The organism is Planococcus shenhongbingii (assembly GCF_030413635.1).
GTDB lineage: Bacteria > Bacillota > Bacilli > Bacillales_A > Planococcaceae > Planococcus > Planococcus shenhongbingii.
The window spans coordinates 3,551,114-3,577,543 of sequence record NZ_CP129235.1 but is presented as its reverse complement, the minus strand read 5'-3'; the positions used below and the strand labels follow the sequence as shown (position 1 = coordinate 3,577,543).

General features: G+C 47.1%; 25 protein-coding genes and 1 riboswitch. Of the genes, 17 read left to right on the top strand and 8 right to left on the bottom strand.

Annotation, left to right across the window (positions count from 1 at the left end; all coding sequences use genetic code 11):
* Positions 1-175: 175 nt before the first annotated feature.
* Together QWY16_RS17335 and QWY16_RS17330 are read right to left on the bottom strand one after the other, a co-directional pair.
* Entirely contained in the window at positions 176-1,459 is a 1,284-nt protein-coding gene (locus QWY16_RS17335; protein WP_300990480.1) for an ATP-binding protein, read from the bottom strand.
* Positions 1,460-1,814: 355 nt separating this feature from the next.
* Positions 1,815-2,678, bottom strand: a complete 864-nt coding sequence (locus tag QWY16_RS17330) for an alpha/beta fold hydrolase (protein ID WP_300990479.1) — start codon at positions 2,676-2,678, stop codon at positions 1,815-1,817.
* A 225-nt stretch (positions 2,679-2,903) separates the two neighbouring features.
* Here QWY16_RS17330 and QWY16_RS17325 point away from each other — a divergent pair, with 225 nt between their 5' ends.
* Positions 2,904-3,632, top strand: a complete 729-nt coding sequence (locus QWY16_RS17325) for a class I SAM-dependent methyltransferase (RefSeq protein WP_300990478.1) — start codon at positions 2,904-2,906, stop codon at positions 3,630-3,632.
* Between the two features lie 54 nt (positions 3,633-3,686).
* On the opposite strand, the gene QWY16_RS17320 is transcribed toward QWY16_RS17325, so the two are convergent.
* Complete coding sequence (locus tag QWY16_RS17320; protein ID WP_300990477.1) at positions 3,687-4,580, bottom strand: YsnF/AvaK domain-containing protein; 894 nt, start codon at positions 4,578-4,580, stop codon at positions 3,687-3,689.
* Positions 4,581-4,902: 322 nt separating this feature from the next.
* Between QWY16_RS17320 and QWY16_RS17315 the strand changes: the two genes are divergently transcribed.
* The 8 genes from QWY16_RS17315 to QWY16_RS17280 all read left to right on the top strand — a co-directional run bounded on the left by QWY16_RS17315 (position 4,903) and on the right by QWY16_RS17280 (position 12,051).
* The gene (locus QWY16_RS17315; protein ID WP_300990476.1) at positions 4,903-5,094 is read left to right on the top strand and encodes a hypothetical protein; all 192 of its coding nucleotides are present in this window, start codon (positions 4,903-4,905) and stop codon (positions 5,092-5,094) included.
* Positions 5,095-5,266: 172 nt separating this feature from the next.
* On the top strand, positions 5,267-6,184 hold the full coding sequence (locus QWY16_RS17310; protein WP_300990475.1) for an SDR family NAD(P)-dependent oxidoreductase: 918 nt from the start codon (positions 5,267-5,269) through the stop codon (positions 6,182-6,184).
* Between the two features lie 39 nt (positions 6,185-6,223).
* A complete protein-coding gene (locus tag QWY16_RS17305; RefSeq protein ID WP_300990474.1) occupies positions 6,224-7,138 on the top strand; it encodes an SDR family NAD(P)-dependent oxidoreductase in 915 nt (304 codons plus the stop codon).
* Positions 7,139-7,177: 39 nt separating this feature from the next.
* Positions 7,178-8,086, top strand: coding sequence for an SDR family NAD(P)-dependent oxidoreductase (locus QWY16_RS17300; RefSeq protein WP_300990473.1), 909 nt, complete (start codon positions 7,178-7,180; stop codon positions 8,084-8,086).
* A gap of 272 nt (positions 8,087-8,358) precedes the next feature.
* On the top strand, positions 8,359-9,159 hold the full coding sequence (locus QWY16_RS17295) for an alpha/beta fold hydrolase (RefSeq protein WP_300990472.1): 801 nt from the start codon (positions 8,359-8,361) through the stop codon (positions 9,157-9,159).
* Between the two features lie 15 nt (positions 9,160-9,174).
* Positions 9,175-10,116: a GGDEF domain-containing protein gene (locus QWY16_RS17290; protein WP_300990471.1), complete on the top strand. Its 942-nt coding sequence runs from the start codon at positions 9,175-9,177 to the stop codon at positions 10,114-10,116.
* Between the two features lie 176 nt (positions 10,117-10,292).
* Positions 10,293-11,138, top strand: a complete 846-nt coding sequence (locus tag QWY16_RS17285; protein ID WP_300990470.1) for an alpha/beta fold hydrolase — start codon at positions 10,293-10,295, stop codon at positions 11,136-11,138.
* Between the two features lie 70 nt (positions 11,139-11,208).
* The gene (locus tag QWY16_RS17280) at positions 11,209-12,051 is read left to right on the top strand and encodes an STAS domain-containing protein (RefSeq protein WP_300990469.1); all 843 of its coding nucleotides are present in this window, start codon (positions 11,209-11,211) and stop codon (positions 12,049-12,051) included.
* A 639-nt stretch (positions 12,052-12,690) separates the two neighbouring features.
* Here the strand turns inward: QWY16_RS17280 and dapA are convergent.
* Complete coding sequence (dapA, locus tag QWY16_RS17275; protein ID WP_300990468.1) at positions 12,691-13,572, bottom strand: 4-hydroxy-tetrahydrodipicolinate synthase; 882 nt, start codon at positions 13,570-13,572, stop codon at positions 12,691-12,693.
* Between the two features lie 132 nt (positions 13,573-13,704).
* Positions 13,705-13,883: riboswitch (Lysine riboswitch) on the bottom strand.
* 107 nt (positions 13,884-13,990) lie between these two features.
* Between dapA and QWY16_RS17270 the strand changes: the two genes are divergently transcribed.
* From QWY16_RS17270 to QWY16_RS17245, 6 genes are all read left to right on the top strand, one after another.
* On the top strand, positions 13,991-14,593 hold the full coding sequence (locus QWY16_RS17270) for a class I SAM-dependent methyltransferase (protein ID WP_300993504.1): 603 nt from the start codon (positions 13,991-13,993) through the stop codon (positions 14,591-14,593).
* 66 nt (positions 14,594-14,659) lie between these two features.
* The gene (gene ypfJ, locus QWY16_RS17265) at positions 14,660-15,508 is read left to right on the top strand and encodes a KPN_02809 family neutral zinc metallopeptidase (RefSeq protein ID WP_300990467.1); all 849 of its coding nucleotides are present in this window, start codon (positions 14,660-14,662) and stop codon (positions 15,506-15,508) included.
* A gap of 134 nt (positions 15,509-15,642) precedes the next feature.
* The gene (locus QWY16_RS17260; protein WP_300990466.1) at positions 15,643-16,809 is read left to right on the top strand and encodes a TraB/GumN family protein; all 1,167 of its coding nucleotides are present in this window, start codon (positions 15,643-15,645) and stop codon (positions 16,807-16,809) included.
* Between the two features lie 179 nt (positions 16,810-16,988).
* A complete protein-coding gene (locus QWY16_RS17255) occupies positions 16,989-17,237 on the top strand; it encodes a hypothetical protein (RefSeq protein ID WP_300990465.1) in 249 nt (82 codons plus the stop codon).
* Between the two features lie 176 nt (positions 17,238-17,413).
* Positions 17,414-18,829, top strand: a complete 1,416-nt coding sequence (locus QWY16_RS17250; protein ID WP_300990464.1) for an MDR family MFS transporter — start codon at positions 17,414-17,416, stop codon at positions 18,827-18,829.
* A gap of 192 nt (positions 18,830-19,021) precedes the next feature.
* Positions 19,022-20,236 (top strand): NupC/NupG family nucleoside CNT transporter, encoded by a 1,215-nt coding sequence (locus QWY16_RS17245; protein WP_300990463.1) that lies wholly within the window; start codon positions 19,022-19,024, stop codon positions 20,234-20,236.
* Positions 20,237-20,528: 292 nt separating this feature from the next.
* Here the strand turns inward: QWY16_RS17245 and QWY16_RS17240 are convergent, their stop codons facing one another.
* Both QWY16_RS17240 and QWY16_RS17235 read right to left on the bottom strand, forming a co-directional pair.
* A complete protein-coding gene (locus QWY16_RS17240) occupies positions 20,529-20,768 on the bottom strand; it encodes a hypothetical protein (protein WP_300990462.1) in 240 nt (79 codons plus the stop codon).
* Positions 20,769-20,806: 38 nt separating this feature from the next.
* Positions 20,807-21,487: a nuclease-related domain-containing protein gene (locus QWY16_RS17235; RefSeq protein ID WP_300990461.1), complete on the bottom strand. Its 681-nt coding sequence runs from the start codon at positions 21,485-21,487 to the stop codon at positions 20,807-20,809.
* 212 nt (positions 21,488-21,699) lie between these two features.
* On the opposite strand from QWY16_RS17235, the gene QWY16_RS17230 reads away from it, so the two are divergent.
* Complete coding sequence (locus tag QWY16_RS17230; protein ID WP_300990460.1) at positions 21,700-22,998, top strand: NCS2 family permease; 1,299 nt, start codon at positions 21,700-21,702, stop codon at positions 22,996-22,998.
* Positions 22,999-23,250: 252 nt separating this feature from the next.
* The gene (locus tag QWY16_RS17225; protein ID WP_300990459.1) at positions 23,251-23,436 is read left to right on the top strand and encodes a hypothetical protein; all 186 of its coding nucleotides are present in this window, start codon (positions 23,251-23,253) and stop codon (positions 23,434-23,436) included.
* A gap of 414 nt (positions 23,437-23,850) precedes the next feature.
* Here the strand turns inward: QWY16_RS17225 and QWY16_RS17220 are convergent, their stop codons facing one another.
* Both QWY16_RS17220 and QWY16_RS17215 read right to left on the bottom strand, forming a co-directional pair.
* Positions 23,851-24,759, bottom strand: a complete 909-nt coding sequence (locus QWY16_RS17220) for a MerR family transcriptional regulator (protein ID WP_300990458.1) — start codon at positions 24,757-24,759, stop codon at positions 23,851-23,853.
* Positions 24,760-25,220: 461 nt separating this feature from the next.
* A complete protein-coding gene (locus tag QWY16_RS17215) occupies positions 25,221-26,423 on the bottom strand; it encodes an MFS transporter (RefSeq protein WP_300990457.1) in 1,203 nt (400 codons plus the stop codon).
* Positions 26,424-26,430 lie beyond the last annotated feature (7 nt).

The following is a 26,430-nucleotide window of genomic DNA, read 5'->3' as shown; positions in this document are numbered from 1 at the left end:
AAGACATAGAAAACAGGCTGCCTTCGGAGGCAGCCTGTTTTCTAGATGCGCGGAGAATTGGCATTTATCCCGTTTTACCGGCAAGTTTAACAGAAAATCAATTAAGCAAAAAAGTCTGGGTGGACCAACTTCAATTAGTGGGTAGAAGAACAGCCTTGCAGGTTGAAGTTTTTCATTATTCGTATACTGCACTTTCAATGGGACGGTATTTCACCAGCAGCATGTCTTCATCCTCAGTAGAAACAATTTTCAGCTTGTCATAAATAGTGCTGATGGTGTCGTGCAGTTCTTCCGTTGAATTGGCGACAATTGTGAAGCGGCCGAACATTTGGGTATACGAACCAGTGACACGGACCTCGTCGCCCGCCGATTTGCTGATGGCGGTATGAATCACGGCCGGCAACTCCCGGATAATGTCGATACCCGTAATCTCACTGATGGTACCGCCTTTCAATAGAATAGGCAGGTTGCATGAAGGATAGGGCATATGGCCGTTATCATAAAGGCTCATGTCTAAATGGTCGATGTTTTCTCCAAGCGCCAGTGCCAGCATCATCTCAACTTGATTGACTCCGGTCTGCTTTTCAATGATTGAATACAGCTGAGAGCCGCCAAGCCGGAAGCCCATCTCGTAAATATAGAACGAGCCGTTTTCAAACAGCGATTGGATGAAAACTACGCCATTGCGGATGCCGATGCCTTCAATCAGCTTTCGTACATATGGATCAACAGACTCGATATACTGCTCCCGATGCTGGGAAGAGAAAATCATTGCAATCGGCAAGGGTGGAAATTCTTCAGAATGCTTATGGACAAATCGGTCAGCCACACCGTTCAGCACAATATTTCCATTTTGAATCGTGTAGATAGTCTGTACACCATACGCTTCATCAACAAAGCGTTCAACGATAACTTTCTTCAATTTGGAGAAACCCAGCGCTTTTTCATAGCCTGTCCGTACTTCTTCAGGAGAGTGGCAAACAGTAATTCCTTGGCTGGCATAGCTGTCTACAGGCTTTATGATGACCGGATATTTTAGTTTTTTCAGGTTTTCTTCACTCAAATCATCATCCAGCTCGTATTCCTCAATAACCGGGGCGCCGAAAGCCCGGCAGTATTCCTTGAATTTGTTCTTATCAGAACAGATTTCCAATTGCTCAGCTGTAGCGTAAAAGGGCAAATCCAACTCCTGGCATAAAGCCTGTGCATTCCAGGTATTGACGTCGTCAAAAGCATTGAAAATACCGTCAACTCCTTCTGCTCTGGCGATTTCCGCTAGTTTTTCCGTGTCGGAAGTACTGATATTATAGTGCTTATCTGCATATTTTTTGGCGGGAGAGCTGGGGTCCCGGTCGGTGACAATGGTATATAAACCCATTCTCTGTGCAGTTTCTATCACATCAATCATTTGGACAATGCCACTTAGAATCAAAATCTTTTTCTGTCCTGTTTTCTTCACTGGAATACCTCCATTGGATTAATTTCGATTTTTTGACGGTTGTTGCTTTTGCTTTGAGCATAACGAAAGAATCCTATTAGTGGTTAAAATGAATCATTAGATTTGAGAAACTTAATACAAAAATACCAATACTATTAGCATGTGTCAATCTAATTATTTGAATTTTACGAAAATGAAATATAGTCAAATTCAGAAGCAGGCGCAATAAAAAAAGACTGGCCGATTGCTGGCCAGCTTTATGAATGTAAATATTTAACTAACAGTGAAGTTGCTTTCATCTTTTAGCATGACAGTTAGCGTTTCTCAAAACAGTGCCGAAAAATCGCAAGTTTTTCGTTTCGGCATGGCATTCCCTCTAACAATTTTTCAAAAAACGCAAAAGTTCCTCGTATGTTTCTTCCGGAGCTTCCTCTGCCAGGTAATGTCCGCAGCTGATGCCGCGCCCATTTACATCGTCAGCCCATTCACGCCAGACCTCCAATACGTCGTACCAGTTCGGCAAAGAGCCTTTGGCGCCCCATAACACGAGAGTGGGGCAGGCGATTTTACGGGTTCCCCGGTCCTGTTCATCGATTTCGCTGTCGATGGAGGCTGCTGCCCGGTAATCTTCACACATCGCATGGATGGTGCCGGGCTTATGGATGGCGCGCCAGTATTCGGCGAGTGCTTCAGGATGAAACAAATGCCGCGTGCCCTGGAAATAGAAGTTAGCCGGATTCTGGCCGATGACGCGTTCCGGGAAATCGAACGGCTGGGCGAGGAAAAACCAGTGCCAATAACCCATGGCAAAATCCTTGTCAGTCCGCCGGAACGTTTCACCGGTCGGAATGATGTCCATCACCGCCAGCTTGTCCACAGCATCCGGAAAATCAAGTGCCAGCCGGTAAGCGCAGCGCGCGCCCCGGTCATGCCCGGCGACGGAAAATCGCTCGAATCCCAACTCTTTCATAACGGCGATGTGGTCTTTCGCCATTTCCCGTTTAGAGTAAGTGGAATGGTCTTCGACAGATTTCGGTTTGGAACTGTCGCCGTAGCCTCTGAGGTCGGGCATAACCACAGTAAAATCTTTGGCAAGAAGAGGGGCGATCAAATGCCACATAACGTGAGTTTGCGGGTGTCCGTGAAGCAGCAGAAGCGGCGGACCTTCACCTCCGCAGCGAAGATTGATCTGCACATCGCCAGTATCGATTATGGTCTGCCGGAAATTTTCAAACAGCATGAAATCCACTCCTTTTCCAGGTTATCTTCTACTTTAAAAGTCCCATTGGATCAACTAGCAATCAGTGGGAAGAACCTCCGCTGATTGAGTTTCTCTTTATCCCCATGATTCCCTAAAAACTCATTCTCAATCCATGGAAGCGGGGCTTTCATGCGGTATTGACAAGCGGAAGAAATGGCCTTATAGTTCAATCAATTTAAAACTGGAAAGGCGGAGGAGCAAGCAATGAAACTGTACAAGGAATTGGCAGAGTGGTGGCCGTTGATGTCTCCCCATACAGAGTATGAAGAAGAAGCTTCGCTTTACCTGGAAATTATCCGGCGCTATCATCCCGATATTAAAACGGCATTGGAGTTCGGGTCTGGGGGCGGCAGCAACGCCTATTATCTGAAACGGCATTTTTCCATGACCTTGACTGATTTATCTCCGGATATGCTGGAAGTCAGCCGGAAGTTGAATCCGGAATGCGAACATTTCCAAGGGGATATGCGGAATTTGGTATTGGACGCCAAATTCGATCTCGTATTCATCCATGACGCGATCATGTATTTAACAACCGGAGAGGATTTGCTGGAAGTGATGCGCAATGCAAAAAGACACCTGAACGAAAACGGGATCCTGTTCATTATGACAGATCAGTTCGAGGAAACTTTCCGGCCAGAAACTAGCCACGGAGGAGTGGATAAAGACGGGCGGGGCATGCGTTATTTGGAGTGGACCTATGACAGCGACCCTGAGGATCAGATAACAGAAACCGAATACGCCTATATTCTGAGAGACGAAAATGGAAATGTATTCAGGGAATACGACCATGCGAAGTCTGGCTTATTTTCCATGGGAGAGTGGGAAGAACTGCTAAGAGGAGCCGGGTTTAAAGCCATATTTGAGCAGATCAACTATACGTCTGTCGATGGCATTTATTACGGCATCGTTGCTGCTCAGACGAAAACCTAATAGAAACGCAAAAAAGGCAGCCGTTGAAGGCTGCCTTTTTATTAATTTATTGGATTAGAAACGGTCTTTGTCTTTACCTTTTCTTTTGATCTGGCCAGTTTCATCGATATCCGCTTCTTCACGGCGCACTGTTTCGTTAACTGTTTCAGTGTCTTGGACTTTACGTTTGCCGACTACGATTTCTTCAGTCACAACGTCTTTTTTCGTCACTTCCACACGTTCTTCAGAAAGCGGAACATGGATGGTATCATTAGCATCTTCGTAAGCGGCAGTACCCGTTACTTCTTCGTTTACTGGGCGGCGCTCGATATACACTTCTTCACGTTCTACTGGAACTTCGATTGACTGGTTGCTTTCCACAACGCGTTTGCCGACATTCACTTCACCGGTTTGCACCCGTTCCTTATCGACATTCAAGCGTTCTTCGTGAAGGCGCAGCCGCTCATCTTCAGTTTCTCCGGTTGTGCCAAATCTGCTGTCTGTTGAGTCATAAGTAGAATCCGTTGTTCTGCCTGTGGCAAACGGCGCATCAGTTGCTGTGCCCGTCACTGCTGAATCGCGGCCGGCTCTATCGCTGTAGCTTTGGTAAGAATCACCATATTCGTCGTCTACATAAAGCAGGATTTTGCCGTTTTCCACTTGGTGGTAATACGCATCTCTATCCGCAGGATCAAGTCCCATATTGTCGAAGACGCTGCGCGTATTGTCGTCGCCTGAAAGGAAGTTTACAAATTTCCCCATAAATCCTTCATCTTGCTGTTGGCTGGTTCCCTGTGTATCCAGGTTTACATCAGTCTGTCTCCGGATCATGTTCAATTGATCATTGTCCCGGGCCACAACATACATATGATCTTCACTATGGCCTTGAGCTTTCAATTCGTTTACTTGGCTTAATACCTCTGCCTGTACATCATATACACCTATAAGTTTGTTACCTCTTTTTTCCATTACGAATTCCTCCTTGTGGTGATGAATCCCTTTTAAAAGCAAGGTACTTTTTATGTACCCCATGACCCAAGAGCTAAACATTCTTAATAATAAGGCAACTTAAAAATAGCGATAAAGAAGTATCCTGAATTGAATTCCTTCTATAAATTACATGCATCGGAATTGCCGAGACATTATGAGCATTTTTCTTATAGGCGCCATGAAAAGATGGTTTAATAAAAGAAGAAACAAGGAATAGAAAAGTAATTTAATAGAAAAGTCTGGAAAATTTAAAGTGATGCATTATAATGGATTTCACAATAACGAAAGGGAGGCTGTGAAGATGGAAATGATCAAAGGGTCAAGCATGGTAATAAAGATGACGCGTGTTCTTATTGAAGACGGATGGTCTTTCATTCAGGATGAATTCGATGTCATCGTTCGGGCAGAAAATAAGCTTACCGGTGAAGCCGTCTCTTTCCCATCAGTTGGCAATTTAAAAAGATGGCTGTATGAGAAAGCGCTGAGCTATTAATTGAGCAATTATAGAAAATGATGCAGAAGTAAGAGAGCTGGCCTGAATGTTTGGCCGGCTTTATTTTTTGCACTAAAACCTGCTGATTCCAGTAAGATTAAAACGTTTTACTGAAGTGGAAGGGCTTTCGAAACTCCTGAAACTATTCGAACCGTCAATGGAGGGATTCCCGATGAAGAGGAAGAAATCACGCCAAGGCCTGACAATTGTCATTACTGGAGCATCGAGCGGTTTTGGCAAAGGAGTGGCGCAGAAGCTTGCGGCACAAGGGGCAAATGTAGTGCTGGCCGCCCGCCGCACGGACCTGATTGAAGAGTTGGCAGCGGAATGCGGGCCAAATGCGACGGCGGTGACAACTGATATCAGCAATGAAAAAGAGATGGTGGAGTTGATGGAAACGGCTTTGTCAAAGTTCGGAACGGTCGATGTCTGGTTCAATAACGCCGGGCTAGGCATTCTCGGTTCGTTTACGGACACGCCCTTGAAAGACTTAAACCGGCTCGTAGATATCAATATGATTGGGACGATGTACGGCAGCCACTTGGCACTTCGGCAGTTCAAGAGCCAGGGATACGGCACGCTCATCAATATGTCTTCTTTTGTCAGCAAAGTCCCGCTGCCTTTCGGGGCGGCTTACACCGCCACCAAATTCGGCATCACCGGGATGAGCGCCGGATTATACCAGGAGATGGAGCTGGAAAAACGCAGCGATATCCATGTCTGCACAGTCCATCCGTGGGTTACGGATACGCCGTGGGTGGAGCATCTTGCCAATTACAGCGGCCATGAAATCATACTCGGGCCGGTGGACGATCCGGAAAAAGTCATTGAGGTGATCATTGGGCTGATCGACAAGCCGCAGCCGAATGTGGATGTCGGCTTCAAGTCGAAAACTGCGGTCGCTTCCTATGAACTAATGCCGAAAGTGGTGGAATACTTGAATGGTAGGTCATTGCTTGCCATGCTTCGGTCAGCTCCGCAAGCGGAAAGGACATCCGGCAGCCTCCATGAACCGAAACGGATCGGCACGGGAGTTTCAGGAGAAATGCGTGAGCGGCTAAAGAAAAAGTTAAAAGATGAAGAAAAATGACAATCTGAAAACGAGACATCGATAAGAGGAGGAATTCGCATGGCAGATGAACAGTCTCGCAGCGGATTGACAGTGGTCATTACCGGCACTTCCAGCGGCATCGGCAAAGGAGTTGCCAAGCGGCTGGCAAGAGAAGGGGCGAACTTGGTGGTTGCCGCCCGCAGAACAAATTTAATCGAAGCGCTGGCAAAGGAATGCGGTCCGAATACGGTTGCCGTAACGGCCGATGTCAGCAGAGAACAAGATGTCGCCCGGCTGATTGAAACGGCGATGTCGTCATTCGGGAAAATTGATGTCTGGATCAACAATGCCGGCATCGGGACATTCGGCTCGTTTACCGATACACCGCTCAAAGACCTGAACCGCACTATTGAAATCAATTTGCTGGGCACTTTCTATGGCAGCCATTTTGCGCTGAGCCAATTCAAGAAACAGAAATACGGCACGCTTATCAATGTTTCATCTTTTGCCAGTAAAGTTCCACTGGCTTTCGGAGCCGCCTACACCGCAAGCAAATACGGCGTATCGGGGGTCAGCAATGGGCTGCATCAGGAGATGGGGCTGGAAGATTTCAAGGACATCCATATTTGTTCCGTGGATCCATGGGTTACCGATACACCATGGACCGCCCATGCCGGCAATTACAGCGGCCATGAAATTGCCATAGGGCCGGCAGATGACCCGCAGCAAGTGGTGGATGCTATCATCAGCCAGATCGATAGTCCCCAGCAAACCCTGGAAGTGGGGGCAAAAGTAAAAGGGGCAGCCTTTTCAAGTGGTGTATTGCCAAAAACTGCCCGTAAAATGAACAGCGAACTGTTCGGCAAAATGCTTTACGAGGCACCTCCCGCTCCCGCAACTTCAGGCAGTTTGTTTGAACCGCGCCAAGAAGGGACTGATGTAACGGGTGATTTGCGTGAACGCTTCGAAAAGAACATGTCTGATCGGAAATAAATGCAGCCCAGAATTGTTGAAGAGAAGGAGGAATTGATCATGTCTAAAAAGACGTCCCGTGAAGGGATGACGGTGGTCATTACAGGCGCTTCGAGCGGCATCGGCAAAGGCGTGGCGAGGCAGCTGGCAGCTGAAGGCGCCAATGTGGTGCTGGCAGCACGGCGTACCGGTTTGATCGAAGCGCTTGCGGAAGAGCTGGGGCCGCAGGCGATTGCGGTTACAACCGATGTCAGCAACGAACAGGACATGGCCCATTTGTTTGAACAGGCGCTTGAGGCATTCGGCAAGATTGATGTATGGATCAACAATGCCGGCATCGGCGCCATCGGACCGTTTACCGACATCCCGACGGAAGATTTAAAGCGCGTTATTGAAGTTAATGTCAAAGGCACCATTAACGGCAGCCATTTTGCGCTGCGCCATTTCAAGGAGACCGGGCAGGGCATCCTTATCAACCTCGGTTCGGTTACCAGCGAAATAGCCTTTCCTTATTACACCGGCTACAGCGCCGCGAAACATGCCGTAGCCGGATTGAGTGCTGCATTGAACGAAGAAATGAAACTGGAAGGCTTTGAAAACATCCATGTCTGCAACGTTATGCCATGGGCAACTGATACGCCGTGGTTTATCCATACCGGGAATTATACCGGGCACGCCGCTGAAATGAAGCCGATGGACGATCCTCAGCTGGTCATCGATGCCATCGTCGGCTTGCTCGACAATCCAAAAGAGTCGATGGCGGTCGGTGCCAAATCGAAAGCTTCAGTCTTGTCAAGCCATTTAATGCCAGGAACCACCGAGTCCCTGAATGCCAAATTTGTGCAGAAAGTCATTGAAGATGCACCGCCCATGGAGCCGAATTCCGGTTCTTTATATGAACCGATGAAAGCCGGTACGGAAGTGGAAGGCGGGATACGCGAACGGATGAAGCGGGAAAAACGTTCTTGAAATCAGGCGATGAGTAACACGGCTGGATTTTTGTATCGTAAATTAAACGTGGCAAGAGAATAAAACGTAAACGAGAATGGCTGGAAGTAGATTCGGCCATTTTTGCTTGGATTTTTGTAGAGTTTTTCGTTACTTTCTATCCAATTCATACTTTTTTATCCAGTAAAATAGATATAAATGTTAGCAGTTTCCTTATTTGATTGATATCATTGAGATTAATGCAATGATGGATATGGAATAGATTTTCGGGTTTGCTGGAGGAGTGGATACAGATGTCTGAAGAAATTATCAAACGCAATAATGTCCGGGTGTTCGGACAAGGAAAACAAATGCTGGTGTTCGGCCACGGCTTTGGCTGCGACCAGTATGTCTGGAGTGAAATTGCGCCAGCTTTTGAAGATAAATACCGTGTTGTGCTCTTTGATTACGTGGGATCGGGAAAAAGCGACAAGTCCGCTTATTCGACTGAGCGCTATGGTACGCTGCACGGCTATAAACAGGATTTACTCGATTTATGCGATGCTCTTAACTTGGAAAATATCGTTTTTGTCGGGCATTCGGTCAGCAGCATGATCGGCGCGCTGGCATCCATCGAGCGCCCGGACATGATTGATAAGTTGGTCATGATCGGACCTTCTCCTTATTATCTGAACGAATCGGATTACTACGGCGGTTTTGAGAAGTCCGATATTGATGAACTGCTGGATATGATGGAAGTCAATTATAAAGAATGGGCAAAATACTTGGCGCCTGTAGTGATGCAAAATGAAGACCGCCCGCATTTAGCGGAGGAATTCGAGCAGATCCTGTGTTCCAATGACCCGGTGATTGCACGGAATTTCGCGGAAGTGACGTTTACATCGGATGTCCGTTCTGAACTGTCCAAAGTTACGGTTCCGACGCTGATTCTCCAGCCGCAGTTTGATGCCATTGCACCGCCGGAAGTCGGCCGGTTCGTCCATGAACAAATTAAAGACAGCCAGCTGGTTGTAATGGAAGCGGCAGGGCATAATCCGCACATCAGCCATTCGGAAGAAACGGTGGAACTGATACAGGCATATTTGAACAGCTAGAGAGGGGATTTGGGAATGGAAGAGCAATTGAATTTGGCGCCATTCTGCTATTTGGTAATTGAAGAAAGCTACCGCATTGTCGAGATGAACGTGGCCATGCGGGAATTGATCGGTACAGAACGCCCCATGCCGACACATGTCCACGAATTGCTGACAATCGCTTCCCGTGTCTATTTCCAAACATACTTTATGCCTTCCATTACACTTCACGGGAAAGTCAACGAGATGTTCTTGACGATAAAAGGTGCCGAGGGACCGGTTCCGGTACTGATGAATACGGCTAAAAGGAATGGGCATTTCGAATGCGCGATGATTCCGATGACCGAGCGGGGCGAATACGAAAAAGAACTGCTGCTGGCGAAACGCAATGCGGAAAAGATTCATCAGGAAACGGCTGAAGCCTACGCGAAACTCCAAAGCTTAATGGAAAAGGTAGAGCAAAAACAGCGCGAACTAGAGGAATTGAACACCAGCCTGCAGCAGATGACTACAACCGATCCGCTGACCGGCTTGAAAAACCGCCGGTACCTGGAAGAGATCCTGTCCGAAATGACGGGACAGGCGGAGGCTGGAAGGCCGCTGTCTCTTCTTGTGATTGATATAGATTTTTTCAAACGGATCAACGATACATATGGCCACCAGATGGGGGATGCGGTGCTGCAGGAACTTTCCTGGAAGCTGTTGAGCGAAACTGACGGACAAGGGATTGTCTCCCGTATGGGTGGTGAGGAATTTGTCATCTTATTGCCGGACGCCAGTAAAGACGAGGCTCATAGTTTTGCAGAACAGCTCCGCCGCCAAATTGAGCATGCCGAATGGCTCCATGTCCCGGTGACAGTGAGCATTGGCGTCGCGGTTTTTGAGAATGAAGACAATGCGGATTCTTTGTTCGCGCGTGCAGACGAAGCATTATATATTTCCAAAAATTCAGGCCGTAACCGGGTTACAGTAACGTAAGTGTGTTGCTTTCGGGCAACTTCCTCATAAAGCCTTTTCTGTTCTTTCAGCAGAAAAGGCTTTTCTAATGCCTTCTTCTTTTTAATTCCGCTGAAGTTCGGTAGAATGAAAAGATGACGTAAATAATAATTTTTTAAAGAAAATGATTTTTTTATGTCCAGGAGGTGGAGTAGGAATTGGATTTGAACATCAACAAACGAAACAATGTACGATGCTCTGGACAAGGTGATAAAGTATTGGTGTTTGCCCACGGCTTTGGCTGTGACCAATATGTCTGGGATGATATTGCTCCAGCCTTTGAAACGAAATACCGGGTCGTGCTGTTTGATTACGTAGGATCTGGAAGAAGCGATAAGAAAGCCTATTCGAAAGAACGATATAGTACATTGCATGGCTACAAACAGGATTTGATTGAGCTTTGCGATGCCTTGAATCTTAAAAATGTTGTCTTTATCGGGCATTCGGTCAGCAGCATGATCGGCGCTTTAGCGGCAATCGACCGGCCGGAACTGATAAAAGATTTAATCATGATTGGGCCTTCTGCCCATTATTTGAATGAACCCGGCTATCAAGGCGGTTTTGAACGGGCGGATATTGAAGGAATGCTTAAGATGATGGAAACGGATTACAAAGAATGGGCAAATTATTTAGCGCCGGTAGTCCTGCAGAACGGGGACCGGCCGGAGCTGGCCCAAGAGTTCGAACAGATTTTATGCTCGAATGACCCGGACATTATGCGGCAGTTTGCTGAAGCGACATTTTTGTCTGATGTGCGCAGCGATCTCCAAAAAGTATCAGTGCCTACGTTGATTCTTCAGATGAAGAATGATGCGATCGCTCCTGAGACAGCGGGGGAATTTGTGCATAGCCAGATACCGGAAAGCGAGTATGTGGTCATGAATGCCACGGGTCATAATCCGCATGTCAGCCATGCAGAAGAAACGATTGAGAAAATTCTTGCCTACTTAAGGAAGCCTATGGGAAACAGCAATACCTCTGCAATCGAAAAATTATCGATATAACAGTACCCGAATGCATCTCCGGCGGTTATAATAAATTCAACTAATATGAATGATAGCTATGGAGGTACTGATGGAGAAAGAGATTAGATTTCTCGGTTCGCGCGTGGTTGAAGATAAAAACCTGATTGCCGAGTTAATACAAGAAGAAGCACTCAAAGATGCCAGCAAAGAAGAGCTGGAACAATATAAAGATATACTCGAAGCAGTCCTTCATTTTCGAATGGACTTTATCGGGCTATTGGGGGAATCCCTTCAAAATTCCCTGGACCCTGAAACGGTTTTCAAGGGAATATCGCAATGGGGAGACGTGACCGGGAATTACTTTTTGAAAGAGGGCATGTCGCTTGCAGACGCATTGGGGGAAACGTCCCTTTACCGGAAACATATCGGCAAAGTGATTAAAACCGAAGCTGTGTGTAAGGAAATGCCGCTTGAGATCCTTTTTGAAGCAATGGAATTTTTCCATGCATTGTTGGACCACGCTGCATATTCGTACAGCTCGACTTACATCAATTCTTATCAGAAGAACCTGGCTGCTGCCAGAAAAGAGTTTCTCGAGTTGTCATCGCCGGTTGTTCCCGTGAATGACCAAATTGCAATCCTTCCGATTGTAGGCGCCATTGAAGTGGACCGGGCACAGCATATTTTGGAACAATCGCTGCTTGCGGCTGGACGCTTAAAAGTTTCCACGCTTATTATTGATTTATCGGGCGTAGTAAAAGTCGACACGATGGTAGCAGAACAAATCATTAAATTAACGCAGTCATTGAAGCTTGTCGGCGTACAGGCAGTGTTGACCGGCATCCGGCCGGAAATCGCCCAGACCATGATTCAGTTGGGCATTGATGTCAGCCAGCTGGCACTTGGCGGAAGCTTGAAGCAGGCTTTCAAGAGATTGGCCGAAGCGAAATAAAGTATATAAAAACCCGCTGAAGCCCTGGCTTCAGCGGGTTTTTAGGCTGTCGAGAAACTCTTATTCTCTTTTCTCATTTCGCTCCAGGGCGGACGCTTTTCGCGGGGGGCGGCCTAAGTCTCCTCGCTCGCTGGCGCTCCCTGCGGGGTCTCAGGACTCGCCCTATTCCCGCAGAAGTTGCCGCCTTCCGCTGCATTCAGCTTCCTTTAGTTTTCTTTAATAGTTCTCTAAAACAGCGGCTGTTCGAGAAAGCTCTCTAATGTTTGTGCTTGCTCTCCAGATATGGAGCCAAACAGCGGAGGAAAACATACTGCTCCTGCGCAAGCTTGGTGCTCGCCCGCGGCTAAAACATATGCTCCTGCAGCGCTGTGCGCTTCGTCGCAAAGACTTGGCCTCACAAACCTCGGCCAATGTCTTCGCAGCTGGTTGGCGGAATATCGGTTAAGGGATGATCACCAATACAAGTTTTATCGTCCAACGGAAACTTTTTCCACCTTTTTATTCATTTAGCTTCAAAGCGGCTGCAGTGGTTGGGTTGCTTCAAGCAATATAAAAAAGACCATAGACAGCTCGAATCTTTCGAGTTTGTCTACAGTCTTACTGCTGAAGCCTTGGCTCCAGCAGTTATTCATTGGTGGATTAAGAATTCACAGTACGGGCTGATAAAACCTCTTGCAAGGTTAGGGTTTCTTGCTCGTTCAAAGGAATCATTGGCAAACGGACACCGCCGACTTGGACGCCTGAAAGGTTTAAAGCAGTTTTCACCGGAACCGGATTCGGAGCGGCAAACAAGGCATTCATGACGGGCAGCAATTTGCGGTGTGCCGCTGCAGCCGCTTGGGTATTGCCATTCCGGAAGTTCGAGATCATATTTTTCATGTCATTGCCGATGATATGGGCAGCGACCGATACGATGCCGTTTCCGCCGATTGCAAGAATCGGCAAAGTTAAACTGTCATCACCGCTGTAAAGCGTGAAAGAATCCGGTGTGCGTTCGATAATTTCCGCAGCAGCATCCAAATTGCCGCTCGCTTCTTTGATAGAGACGATATTATCGATTGCTGAAAGACGGACGACTGTATCGACGGATAAATTGACGACGCTGCGCCCTGGAATATTGTAAAGCATGACTGGCAGGCGGGTAGACGCTGCAATCGCTTCAAAATGCTGGAACATGCCTTCTTGCGAAGGTTTGTTGTAATACGGAGTAACGAGCATGATGCCATCGACTCCGATATCTTCCGCTTGCTGAGTTAAGGAAATCGATGCACGCGTATTGTTCGATCCTGTGCCTGCGATGACCGGGATGCGCCCTTTCGTGGTTTCCACTACGAATTTAAACAATTTCACTTTTTCTTCTGATGACAGAGTCGGCGATTCTCCGGTCGTGCCGGCAACGACCAACCCGTCTGAACCGGTTGCGATTAAATGCTCTACTAAGTTTTTAGTTGCAGGAAAGTCGATTTCCCCGTTTGCGTCAAATGGAGTAACCATTGCTGTGATGATTTGGCCGAAATTCATAATACCACCCTTTTCTTGGTTTTTTGTCAAAAATCAGAGGTGATGGACCAGTCGCAGAATTACGAGAAACAAAAAAGCAGCAACGAGGGTCTCGTTGCTGCCGTAGAAACAATGTTTATCCACCGTTTCTTTGCGTCAGATAGCCCTCCATATAGTCGCCTATATGACAGTCCTGCATTTATTAGATGCAGACCCAGCGGAGTCGACTATGAGTGTCTCACCGCTTCGGCAAATCCCCCTTTCCATAAACGTCATCGGAGCTCATACTCCTCGATTTATATACTGATGGTTTTTGCACCTCTATCCTCACTCCATAAAACCTGGAGCAAGAAAATATTGAATTAGCTTCACCATACCAAACTCTTTGCGCGATTGCAAGAGCCGGAATTATTATTTTATTGGAATGGAGTGGATGGCAGTGAACGAACGCCAATACGACGAAATGTTGAATATCCGAACTTCCGAAAACCAGCAAGGCTTCCATGAGTCGCTTCACCACAACCGCTATGAGCCGACGCCTTATGCCTTACTGGAAATCCTTTTTAGCCAGTACAGGCTGTCCCATGAAGACCGGCTCGTTGACTACGGCTGCGGCAAGGGCCGTCTGAATTTTTACGTACACTCTTTATTCGGAGCGGAAACGGTGGGAGTCGAAATGGACGAAACCTTTTACAAGGAAGCACTCGGCAACCGGACGGCTTACGAGAAAAAGCAGAAAAATACTAAAGGGAAAATCGACTTTTGCTGCTGCCTGGCACAACACTATAAAGTTGAAGCAAGAGACAACCGGTTTTATTTTTTTAATCCCTTTTCGGTTCAGATCTTTATGGCAGCCGTCAACAATATTTTGAAATCCGTGGAGCAGGTGCAGCGTCCGGTTGATGTCATTTTGTTTTTCCCTTCGGACGATTATATCGATTATTTGGAGCACCAGACCCTTTTTGAACTGCTGGAAGAGATTTTGCTGCCGGGAGCAAACCGAGATATTCGCGAACGTTTTTTAATCTATCGCCTCGAATAAGTGGGATTAGAGAGCCTGGGAATTGGGGTATAGGCTTAAAAAGCACAATTCGCGAGGAGAGATTTTATGAAATGGAAAGGCAGGCAAGGCAGCAGAAACGTCGAGGACCGGCGGGGTTCATCAGGCGGCAAGATGATAGCGGGAGGCGGAATCGGAGGACTGCTTATCGTCCTGCTGGTGGCATTTCTTGGCGGGGACCCGGGTGTCCTTCTGAACGAACTTGGCACCGGCGCAGGCACACAGTCGAGCGAACCTTATGTCGAAACCGAGCAGGAGCAGGAACTGGCAAATTTCGTGTCGGTTGTGCTGGCGGATACCGAAGCCGTGTGGTCTGAAGTTTTTGCTGAGCAGGGCTTGGAGTATGTCGAGCCGACACTCGTGCTTTTTAATGGCAGCGTTGACTCTGCTTGCGGTACAGCAGGCGCAGCCGTCGGGCCGTTCTATTGTCCGGGTGACCAGAAGCTTTATATTGACTTAAGTTTTTATAATGAGCTGCAGCAGCAATTCCAGGCGCCGGGCGACTTTGCGATGGCTTACGTCATTGCGCATGAAGTCGGACACCATGTGCAGAATCTGCTCGGCATTATGGAGCAGGTCCAGCCGCTCCGCAATCAATTAAGTGAAGAGGATTACAACAAACTGCAGGTAAGGCTCGAATTGCAGGCCGACTATTATGCGGGCGTCTGGGCGCACCATGCCCAAGGGATGGATCTTCTGGAAGAAGGGGATCTGGAAGAAGCATTGACGGCGGCAAGTGCAGTGGGAGACGATACCATCCAGGAACGGGCGCGCGGCTATGTGGTGCCGGAAAGCTTTACGCACGGCACCTCCGAACAGCGCAAGAGCTGGTTCTATAAAGGCTTCGAGGCGGGGACAATCCAAGGCGGCGATACGTTCAATGCGAAAAACCTGTGAAGCTGACAGCAGAAAAAAACAGTCAAATGAAGAGTGTTGCATTGATATTTTTGGCATTGTGATCCATTATTGAAATAGACAGTCTTTTCGTGTGAAAACGGAAAGAAATTAAGTTCTATGAAGGAAGAAAATTTATGCATGAAGATAATATTACACGCATACAACTCGATGGGCGCGAACTGATCCTGATCGGTACGGCACACGTTTCCCGCCAAAGCGCCGAGCAGGTCAAACAAGTCATAGAAGCGGAACGGCCGGACTCGGTATGCATTGAGCTTGATGCCCAGCGCTATCAGTCCGTTACCGAAAACAGCAAGTGGAAAGAAACCGATATTTTTAAAGTGATCAAAGAAAAGAAATCAAGTCTGCTGCTGATGAACCTGGCGATTTCCTCTTTCCAGAACCGCATAGCGGATCAATTCGGCATCAAGCCGGGCCAGGAAATGATTCAAGGAATTGAATCCGCCAAGGAAACAGGGGCTGAACTGGTGCTCGCGGACCGCAATATCCAAGTGACGTTTTCACGGATTTGGAGCAATATCGGTTTTATGGGGAAAGCCCAGCTATTGACTTCTGTCATCTTCAGCATTTTCAGCAAAGAAACGATTTCTGAGGAAGATCTTGAAAAGATGAAATCGCAGGATACATTGAATGCGGTGCTCAACGATTTCACCCAATCATTCCCGAAATTGAAAAAGCCGCTGATCGATGAACGCGACCAGTACTTGGCGCAGAAAATCAAAGATGCACCCGGCAATAAAGTGGTCGCCGTTCTCGGCGCTGCCCATGTGCCGGGCATTACAAAAGAAATTCATAACGAGCATGACTTAAAAGCGCTGTCTGAAGTGCCGCCGAAGTCGAAATGGCCAAAAATTCTTGGCTGGGCACTGCCGATTTTATTGATTGCTTTATTGGCGATTACCTTCTATAACAATCCGCAGGCCGGCATTGATGGCACCATCAGCTGGATTTTGTGGACGGCTTCGCTGGGAGCAATTGGGGCGGCGCTGGCATTCGGCCATCCGCTGGCAATTCTTACAGCATTCGTCGGAGGGCCGGTTGGCGCCTTGCATCCGCTTCTTGCGGCGGGTTGGTTCTCGGGTCTCATGCAGGCTTATATCCGCCGTCCAAATGTCGGCGACTTTGAGACCTTGTCGAAAGATGTGTTTACCATTAAAGGCTTTTGGGACAATAAAGTTACCCGTGTCCTGCTGGTGGTCGTCTTGACGAATCTTGGAACAGCAGCCGGCAATATTATTGGCAGCGCCGATGTCATTCGCCTGTTTTTAAAAAATTTATAGGAAATCCGCTAAGCCGAACGTCTTCCCAGCCGTTCGGCTTTTTTCTTTTTAAAAGGCGTTGAATTAGGAATGAAATGGGTATAGAAAAGTAAATAACTAGAGAAACTTCACTCAGCGGGAAAGTTTTTCAGCCTCTTGAGTGCAGGAGCAGGAAAAATAAGGTTGGGGAGGAACAATGGATGAGTCTCTTTTTAATGGGGATTCTGCTCTGGTCGCTGGTCATTGCCTCTGTCATTTTGTTTGTCTACGGATTATGGAAAAGTTCATGGAAAGCGCTGATGTGGAGCGGAACCGCCATTCTGCTGCCGACAATCCTGATTTTTATGGGAGATGACGGCGTTTGGTTCCGGTTCAGTATTTTAGTGCCGATTGCTATCTTTGCGGCAGCGTATTACATGAAACACAAAACGACGCATCAGCCTTTATAGCCAATGGACCGGAGAAATCCGGTCCGTCTTTTTGGTTAAAGCTTTCTTCTCATAAATTCTCGAACCCTTAAATAAAAAAGTTTTCGCAGCTGAAAAGCTGTACGTTTTTTTGCAGTGTCAAAGGGTATTCAGCAGTACGGATGGATTTTCACTTCAACTTGCGGAGGTGAGGGGCAATGAGAAATGCCCAGCAATCGGTGCTGGATAAAGATTTCCGCAAAGGACCGTTTCTGGCCGTTTTGATGGCCGGTGTTTTTGTAGCGATATTGAATCAAACTTTGCTTGCCACCGCTTTGCCTCACATCATGCGGGATTTGGATATCAATGCAAACGTCGCACAATGGCTGACAACGGTTTTCATGCTCGTGAACGGGGTCATGATACCCATTACGGCATTTTTAATCGGCAAGTTTTCAACGCGCCGCCTGTTTTTGACGGCCATCGGCTTGTTTGCTGCGGGCACCATCATTTGCGCATTTGCTCCAGGTTTTCCGCTTTTGATGGTTGGGCGCATTATCCAGGCTTCTGGAGCAGGGATAATGATGCCATTGACTCAGACCATCCTTTTTATTATTTATCCGGTTGAAAAGCGAGGGCAGGCAATGGGCTTGTTCGGTCTGGTTATTTCCTTTGCGCCGGCGCTCGGCCCGACTTTATCAGGGTGGATCGTGGAGCAATACCCATGGCGTGCACTTTTCTATATCGTCATCCCGATTGCGGTCATTGACTTTGTTCTTGGATATTTTCTCTTGCGCAATGTCACCAAGCAGACTTTCCCGGCCCTCGACATTCCATCCATTATCTTATCGACATTCGGTTTTGGCGGGATTCTGTATGGCTTTTCAAGTGCCGGCAATAACGGGTGGGGCAGCTGGCCGGTCATCTTGTCTATTGCAGTCGGAGTCATTTCGCTGTTCTTCTTTATCCGCCGCCAATTCCAATTGAAGAAGCCGCTGCTTGAATTCCGGGTATTCTCTTATGGCATTTTTACACTTTCAACCATATTGAGCATTATCGTTTTTGTCTCAATGATTGGCAGTGCAACGATTTTGCCGATTTATATGCAGAACATGCATGGCTTTACGGCTTTTGAATCGGGTTTGATGCTGCTGCCGGGAGCAATCGTCATGGGAGCCATGAATCCGGTTACGGGAAAAATATTCGATGCAGTTGGCGGCAAATGGCTGGCGGTCGTTGGATTATTGATTGTCACGGTCTCGACTTTCCAGTTTGCCGTGTTGACGACGACTACTGCTTTTACTTATTTAACCGTGATGCACGCGATTCGGATGTTCGGTGTGTCGATGGTCATGATGCCTGTTATAACTGCCGGACTCAATCAGTTGCCTGAGCGTCTCATTCCTCACGGCACCGCTATGAGCAACACGATGCGCCAAGTATCCGGATCGATCGGCACCGCGCTGCTTGTCACCATCATGACGGGAACAGCACTTGATCCTCAGCAATATGGCGCCGAAGGGCTGGTGCGGGGCGTCAATATTTCTTTTGCGGTAGTGGGAGTTTTAAGCGCTGTTGGTGTAATAATGGCTTTTTTTCTTAAAAAAGCAGAACCGTCTAAGAAAAAAGCTTAAGGGGATTTTCAGCTTGAACTTGTTAGAATTTTCATTGCATTATAACAATATTTCGGATAATAATTTGTCACAGGATAGCCATTTACTTCTTTTTATAGATTTGGTAAGATGTCTGACGACAGTAAAATAATAAATAGACTGCCGTGCTGAAATGTAAGCGTTTCAAGCTGAAAAATCTAATGAGGTGAAGTTGTGAATTTATTGTGGGGCATCTTTGGCGTATTCGTTGTTCTGGGAATCGCCTTTCTTTTATCAAGTGGCAGAAAGTCCATTAAGCCAAGGACTATTATCGGCGGTTTAGCTATCCAATTTGCATTTGCATTTATCGTTCTTGAGTGGGAAGCGGGAAGAGCCGGTCTTTTATGGTTTTCCGGACTCGTACAAAATGTAATTGACTCTGCTGGAGAAGGGATCTCTTTCGTATTCGGTCCAGCTGCTGATGTACAAGGATTTGGGTTTGTATTCGCGTTTCAGGTATTGACGATTATCATTTTCTTCTCATCTTTAATTTCGGTGCTTTACTACCTGGGCATCATGCAGATTGTCATCAAAATAATAGGCGGCGGGTTATCAAAACTTCTTGGCACGAGTAAAGCGGAGTCGATTTCAGCTGCAGCGAATATTTTCGTTGGCCAGACGGAAGCACCGCTTGTTATCCGCCCGTTTATTGCCGGGATGACTAGATCTGAGTTATTTGCTGTAATGACAGGTGGACTGGCGTCAGTAGCCGGTTCGACTTTAGCAGGCTACGCGCTTCTTGGAGTGCCTCTTGAATATTTGTTGGCGGCAAGCTTCATGGCTGCACCAGCCGGGTTGATCATGGCTAAAATAATGATCCCGGAAACAGAGGATGTTACAGAAAGAGACGACATCGTTATGGAAAAAGACCATACATCGGTCAACGTTGTCGACGCTGCTGCACGTGGTGCGGCTGATGGGTTGCAATTGGCTTTGAACGTCGGCGCCATGCTTTTGGCATTCATTGCATTGATCGCCTTGTTGAATGGTATGCTGGGTGGAATCGGCGGATGGTTCGGCGCAGAAGACTTGACTATCCAAGCGATTCTGGGTGTCATCTTCGCACCGCTTGCTTGGGCCATTGGTGTGCCTTGGGCAGAAGCGGTTCAAGCCGGCAGCTTTATCGGACAAAAATTAGTGCTCAATGAATTTGTTGCGTACACTTCTTTTGCCCCGCAAATTCCAGACTTATCGCCTAAGACTGTAATCGTAGTCAGCTTTGCCCTATGTGGTTTTGCTAACTTGAGCTCATTGGCTATTTTGCTTGGCGGACTTGGTGCATTGGCACCGAACCGCCGTCCTGATATCGCGCGTTTAGGTATCCGTGCGGTTGCGGCAGGGATGCTCGCTTCACTGTTAAGTGCGGCAATTGCCGGAATGTTTATGTAAGCATATATTGACTTGAAAGAAAACCTTCGTCTGCGGACGAGGGTTTTCTTTTTTTGTGTTTTTCGTAAACGAAAAACACCTCTTTTTAGAAAGCAATCGCGGAGTCGATTGCTTTTTCCATTTGTGGGTTTGTTTTTGAATGGGAAAGAGTTGGATACACGTTTAAAAGTCGGAGGAAAGGATTGAAATGGAGGCATTTCGCATGCGAAATGCGATGAAAGGATGTGGCGGACTGGTTTATTTGCGTTCAACAAAATTCGACTTAAAAAGCTCTTTGCCAAAGGCAAAAAGCTTAGTCAATTTCCTTCAATTTATACGTACGCATTTTCAATTCGCCTGTTGTCTCCAAATTGAGCTGGCTCAGGAGACGTGATGCCACAAAAGGCGATTCAATCCCGCAAAAATGTCTGAACTTTTGGTTCGTCAGCTTAGTACCTACGAGCGTGAAGTATTCCTGCACCGCGAGAAAATGGGCTGTGCTGTCGCGTTCTCCGCAATGCCGGCATTGCCAGCTCCGCTTAATCCGCTGCATTCCATACGACTGGCACACGCGGCAATACACGCCGGTTTTTAAATCGTCCGCTTGAATAAATACCTATTGCATAATGGGATTTGTTTAAAAGGGGTTTGATTAGAAAGAAGCGTTTTCTTGATTTTCGAAAGTTTATGGCTTGGAGTTTGTGGGGGAGAAGAGCTCCAAATCTTCAAAAGGATTTCGGACATCTGATAGTTTTTGCAAATTGGAGCGTCTGGCGGTTTGGCGATAAACTCACATTTTTTTGCGGTGAACACGATCAAGCCGCGAACCGGCAAGATGATTTTTCGAAGTTTGAACCATGCCGTTAGAAAACGGATGTGTTTGTTCAGCTGGACAAGGGGATCTTCAATCACGGTCTTCGCATCGTTTTCATCAAATCGGTAAAACTCGCCAGTCTTTTCATCAAAATGGATGTTGCCGCTGATGTTTTTCGATTCAATGATAATAGCGCAGCGTTCGGTCAGCAACAGGCCATCCATCTGAACCGGCCAATTATCCATTTTCAAGTTCACGTCCCACAACATAAAGAACGGCTCTTCCAGTTGAAATTCTTTGAATCGGGAAGCGAGCCGCCCTTCGCCTCTTTGTCCCGAAGCAGAACGATGCCACTCGCTTTGGATAAACTTCAATTCGGGATGGTTTGCAGGAAGCCTGCCAAGCAGCCGCTCTAATCCTTCTGTTTTCGTCAGCATGCAGATGGTCATTTTGTCCATATAACACCTCTTTTATTTGGAAAAAAAGAAGTATAGCCTTTAAATTCTCGAGTGATTTAATAAATAACCAGGCAGAACACCTGAATCCTTCTTTATAAAGCTCTATCCCTTGACAGCGCTCGTTTTTTAGCTTAAACTCCTATTTTGGCTCACCTATTTATTTATGGGAAGAGCGGGTTGGGAGAGGGCTAATTTAATAGAAGGTTTTATATATGTCTAATTGGATGGACCGCTTTTTTGGTCTTCAAACAAATGGGACTTCGGTTAAACGGGAACTGTCGGCGGGTGTAATCGGCTTTTTTACAGTCGTTTACATCATTGCGGTCAATTCGCTGATTTTGTCGGAATCGGGCATGCCGCTCGAAGCGGCGATTGTGGCAACGATTGCAGCTTCGGTGTTTGGCTGCCTCGTCATGGGCTTCTGGGGCAACGCGCCGATTTTGCTTGTGCCGGGCATGGGCATCAACGCCTTGTTTTCATACACGCTAGTCCAGTCAATGGGCTTGTCGTGGCCAGAAGCACTGGCTGTGGTCTTTATCTCGGGACTCATTTTCGTGGTGATCGCTTTTACGCGTCTTGCGAAACTGCTCAATGCGGCAGTGCCGTATTCGTTGAAAGAAGCGATTATGGTAGGGCTTGGCTTATTCCTGATGCTGATCGGCCTTGAAAAAGGCGGCATTGTCGAACGTGGTACTTCTTCGATTCTGGCACTCGGTTCACTTGGTGAACCGCATGTGTTGGCGACAGTCTTGACGTTCGTCGTGGCAATTGTGCTGTTTATCCGCAATGTGCCGGGGAATTTCCTGTTTACGATTGTAGCCGGAACGGTCATTGCTTCGTTTTTCGGCTTGATTGATATGAGCGCGATGAGCGGGTCGTCAATCAATGCTTCCGAAGCATTTGCGGTATTTGGTGCGCTGTCGTTCGACGGACTTTTGTCGATGGGCTTCTGGATTGCCGTTTTCTCTTTGACAATGGTGATCGTTTTTGAGAATATCGGAACCGTCCAGGGCCAAGTGTCGTTTGTGGAACGTCCTGAAAAATTCGGACGCGCGTTCCAGGCGACTTCGGTATCATCAATGATGTCCGGCATCTTTGGCACAAGCCCGACTGTAGCAAGTGCTGAAAGTATGGCAGCCATGGCGGCTGGCGGACGGACCGGCTTGACGGCTGTAACGACTGGCTTGCTGTTTGTGGTTTCCGTGTTTTTTATTCCGGTCATCAAACTGATTCCGGACAGCGCCATTGCCCCGATATTGATCATCGTCGGCGGCTTGATGGTGCAGAACATTCGCAATCTGGATATGAAAGACATGAGCGAAAGCTTCCCGGCGCTATTGATTGTGGCATTGATTCCATTTACGTACAGCATTGCGGACGGCATCGCCATCGGCTTTATCCTGTACCCGATTTTGAAAATCGCAATCGGAAAATGGCGCGAAGTGTCGATGACGCTTTATGTCATCGCGGGACTGTTTCTCATGAATTTTGTTTTTCACGTTATAAGCTGATTAATAGTTGGAAACGCATTTGCTTCTGGCAAATGCGTTTTTTTATAGGACGCGGCAGATTTCCTTCAAGCAGCCCAGCGGTGGTATAATAAACAGAAGCGCTGTGGAAACGGAAAGGCATTCAGCTTGTTAAGTGCTTATTAATCTAAATAGGATTTTGCGGCTAATTGATTTCCTGATTATTAAAGTGGGAGTCTAGTGTCAATTTGAATGATATAGATTAAAAAGATTGGAAAGGAGTTGGCAATTCACATGAAATACACCAAATCAAAAATGGAGCAGCTTGTAAGCGAGCATCCCGAATTGAAGAAGCGCATGAAAACGCTGATGAAGGATATGGAACTGGAGAAAAACTTTGCGTTGAAAGCGCTATACCATTCTGAAGTTACAGACAACGGACCGTATCAGAAAGATTATCAGGACTTGGATCTGCAATAACTGCAGGTCTTTTTTAGAAGCTTCAGCCGGCAGCAGGACAGCTGTCGGTTGAAGCTTCTCTTTTTTGTCAAGAAGATTATAAAAAAATTATATAAAACGTTTAAAAATTTTTATAATGGTTATATTAAAACTACATATAATCTATACAAGAAGGTGCGAAAATGTGACTGGGTTAAAAGCTGCAGCATTGTTAGCGGAGAGTACAGTGGCTTGAATTGCTTGCGGGCTTAAGCTGTCATCTATTTATGTGCATTCTTCGGTACTAAAGACAGACCATGATTTTAAAAGCAATCGTCAGGCATTGGGGCTTATTCCTGCTGCCTTTTTGTGCAATCCGGCTTGTTCGGCCAGCAGAAAGTTTTGCCTCACTGGGAAACTTTTTGGCCTTAAAGCAGGTTCATATAAAAAATCCCTTTAAGCTTTGCTTAAAGGGATTTCTTTTTGCTCATCCAGCCATTGCTGCCAGGATTCATAGGACTCGCCGAGATACCAGGCCTGGCCTTGGTGAAGCTGTTTTTCGACTCCTTGTCCGCCAATGAGGAAGCGCAAGCGAGGATTCTCTTGTGACAATTTTTCAATGTAATGGTCCACCGCTTGCCGCAGATCGGAATCCGAAATCGACATGCAGACGATTTCGGTTTGCTGCTGGCTTGCCGCTTCTGCTAAGCCTTCCAGCGGGGTGTCTTGTCCGAAATACATAACCGGAAAACCATTTTCCCGAAGGAACAGCGTGAACAGCAGCAAGCCCAGTTGATGGTGTTCGCCGCTCGGGCACAACGCCATGACTTTCGGCAGTTCAGCTGAAGTCGGGAAGACCCGGAAAAAATGGGCAAAGCGCTGGTGGACAATATGGCTGATCATATGTTCATGAGCAACCGTCAGCGAGCCGTTTTTCCATTCGTCTCCAATGCGGATCATCAGCGGTACGATAAGCGAGAAAAAAACGGTCCGATAATGGAATAAGGAAAAGTTCAAGTCGAGCAGATAATTGAACCGTTCGGTATCCATTTCCGAAGCGGCTAAATAAAGCTCCTGAATTTGCTTGCTGAACGGTTCAGCATCCAGTGAAGTTTCAGGAATTACAGCTTTTTCGGCAGGCTTCCTTTTTGAAGCATGGAGTTGTTTTACAGCTTCGCTGATTTTAATGCCTCGGTCTTGCACTTGTATTTTAAGCCATTTTAAATCTTCCAGGTTCTGATCCGAATATAGCCTGTGTCCGGATTCAGTACGTGCAGGTGTTATGGCATTATACCGGGTTTCCCAGGAACGGATGGTCACTTTTGGCATATCTAAAAGTTTGGCAGCTGCTTTAATATTATACATAGCATTACCCCCGTCTTTTTGGTTTTATTGTATAATAATTATACAACTTTTTAGAGCATTCAGTAAAGCTGGAGCCTCTTTTTTGGGAGGTTCCAGTTTTTCCAGGCTGTCGAGAAACGCTTGGGCTTTTCTTCCATTTCGCTCCAGGACGGACGCTTTTCGCTGCATTCAGCTTCCTCTTACCACTTCTACAGGCTCTCTAAAAGTGTGATTGTTTTGGAAAGCTCTCCAATATTTGTCCCTGCTCTCCAGATATGGAGCCAACCAGCAGAGACGCCTGCGGGATAGCGAGACAGCCGAGACCCTGCAGGAGCGTAAGCGACGAAGCGGCTTGGCGCTCGCCCGCGGCAAGCGCAGCTGGTTGGCGGAATATCGGTTAAGTGATGAAAACTAAAATGACTTTCAACTTTCTCAACAAGCATAAAAAAACTGGAACCTGTTGAAAAGGTTCCAGTTTTTCTTTAATAAATAGCCGGAGTTGCTTTGGCGGCGCGTGAACGCTGCCAGCTGACTGTGATAAACATGGTGATCATCAGCATGATGAGCCCGAGAATGAACGGATATACAATGTTGATATCGTAGAGCGCTCCTGCTAGAAGCGGACCGATAACATTGCCGATGCTCATGTAGGCGTTGTTCATCCCCATTGCGAAACCGACTTCTCCATCCGCCATTTTGGAAATCAGCGTATTGAGCACGGGACGCAAAATGGATGTGGCCATAAAGATGATCAGCGATACGGTAAAGAACATCGCGTAACTGCCTGCGAACAGCGACAGCAGAAAGCCGGCGGCCGCGACGCCGATAAAGGCGATCAATACAGCCACTTCGCCGTAGCGGCGGACGATGCGGTCTACGATGAATAATTGGACAATGACACTGACTACGCCTGTTGCAGTAATCATAAAGGCGATGTCTTTGGCAGTCGACTGGAACTGGTTGTCGAGATAAAGGCCGACGACCGATTCATACGCCAGCAAGCCGAAGCTCATGACCAAGGTGATAATCAGCGGAATAAAATAGGGCATTGTCACCGAGCGGCCGATTTTTTTGAACATCGATTCCTCGTCGGTCAATGTAGCTGCTAAAGCCGGATCTGCTTCGACGGCGTCGTTTTCTTTCAATAGCACGATAGAAAACACCACCGCGACAAGCGAAACGAGTGCGGATACAAGAAACGGCAGCTTTATGCTGTAATCTGCCAGGAATCCACCAATTCCTGGTCCGACAACAATGCCGAGTGACATCGCTGCAGAGACCAGGCTGTTTCCTTTTGCCCGCTGGTCATAGGTGGTGATGTCGGCGATATAAGCGAAGATGGCAGGCACCAGCATCGCAGCCCCGATTCCGCCGATCACGCGCGACAAGTACAGAATCCAAATGGAGTCGGACACATAGAACACAAACATTGATAGTGTGAGGCCGGCAAGCCCGTAGATGATCATTTTCCGGCGGCCATACTGGTCTGCCCATTTTCCGGCAAGCGGCGAAAACAGAAATTGCGCAGCGGCGAATATAGCGATCATCAACCCTGCCGCCATGCCGCCTTGATTGATCGATTCAAGGTAGGAAGGAAGAATCGGAATGATGATACCGAAGCTTCCGATGGCAATAAACATATTGATCATTAAGATATAAATTTTCTTTCTTTGGTCCGCAGACATGGGTGAT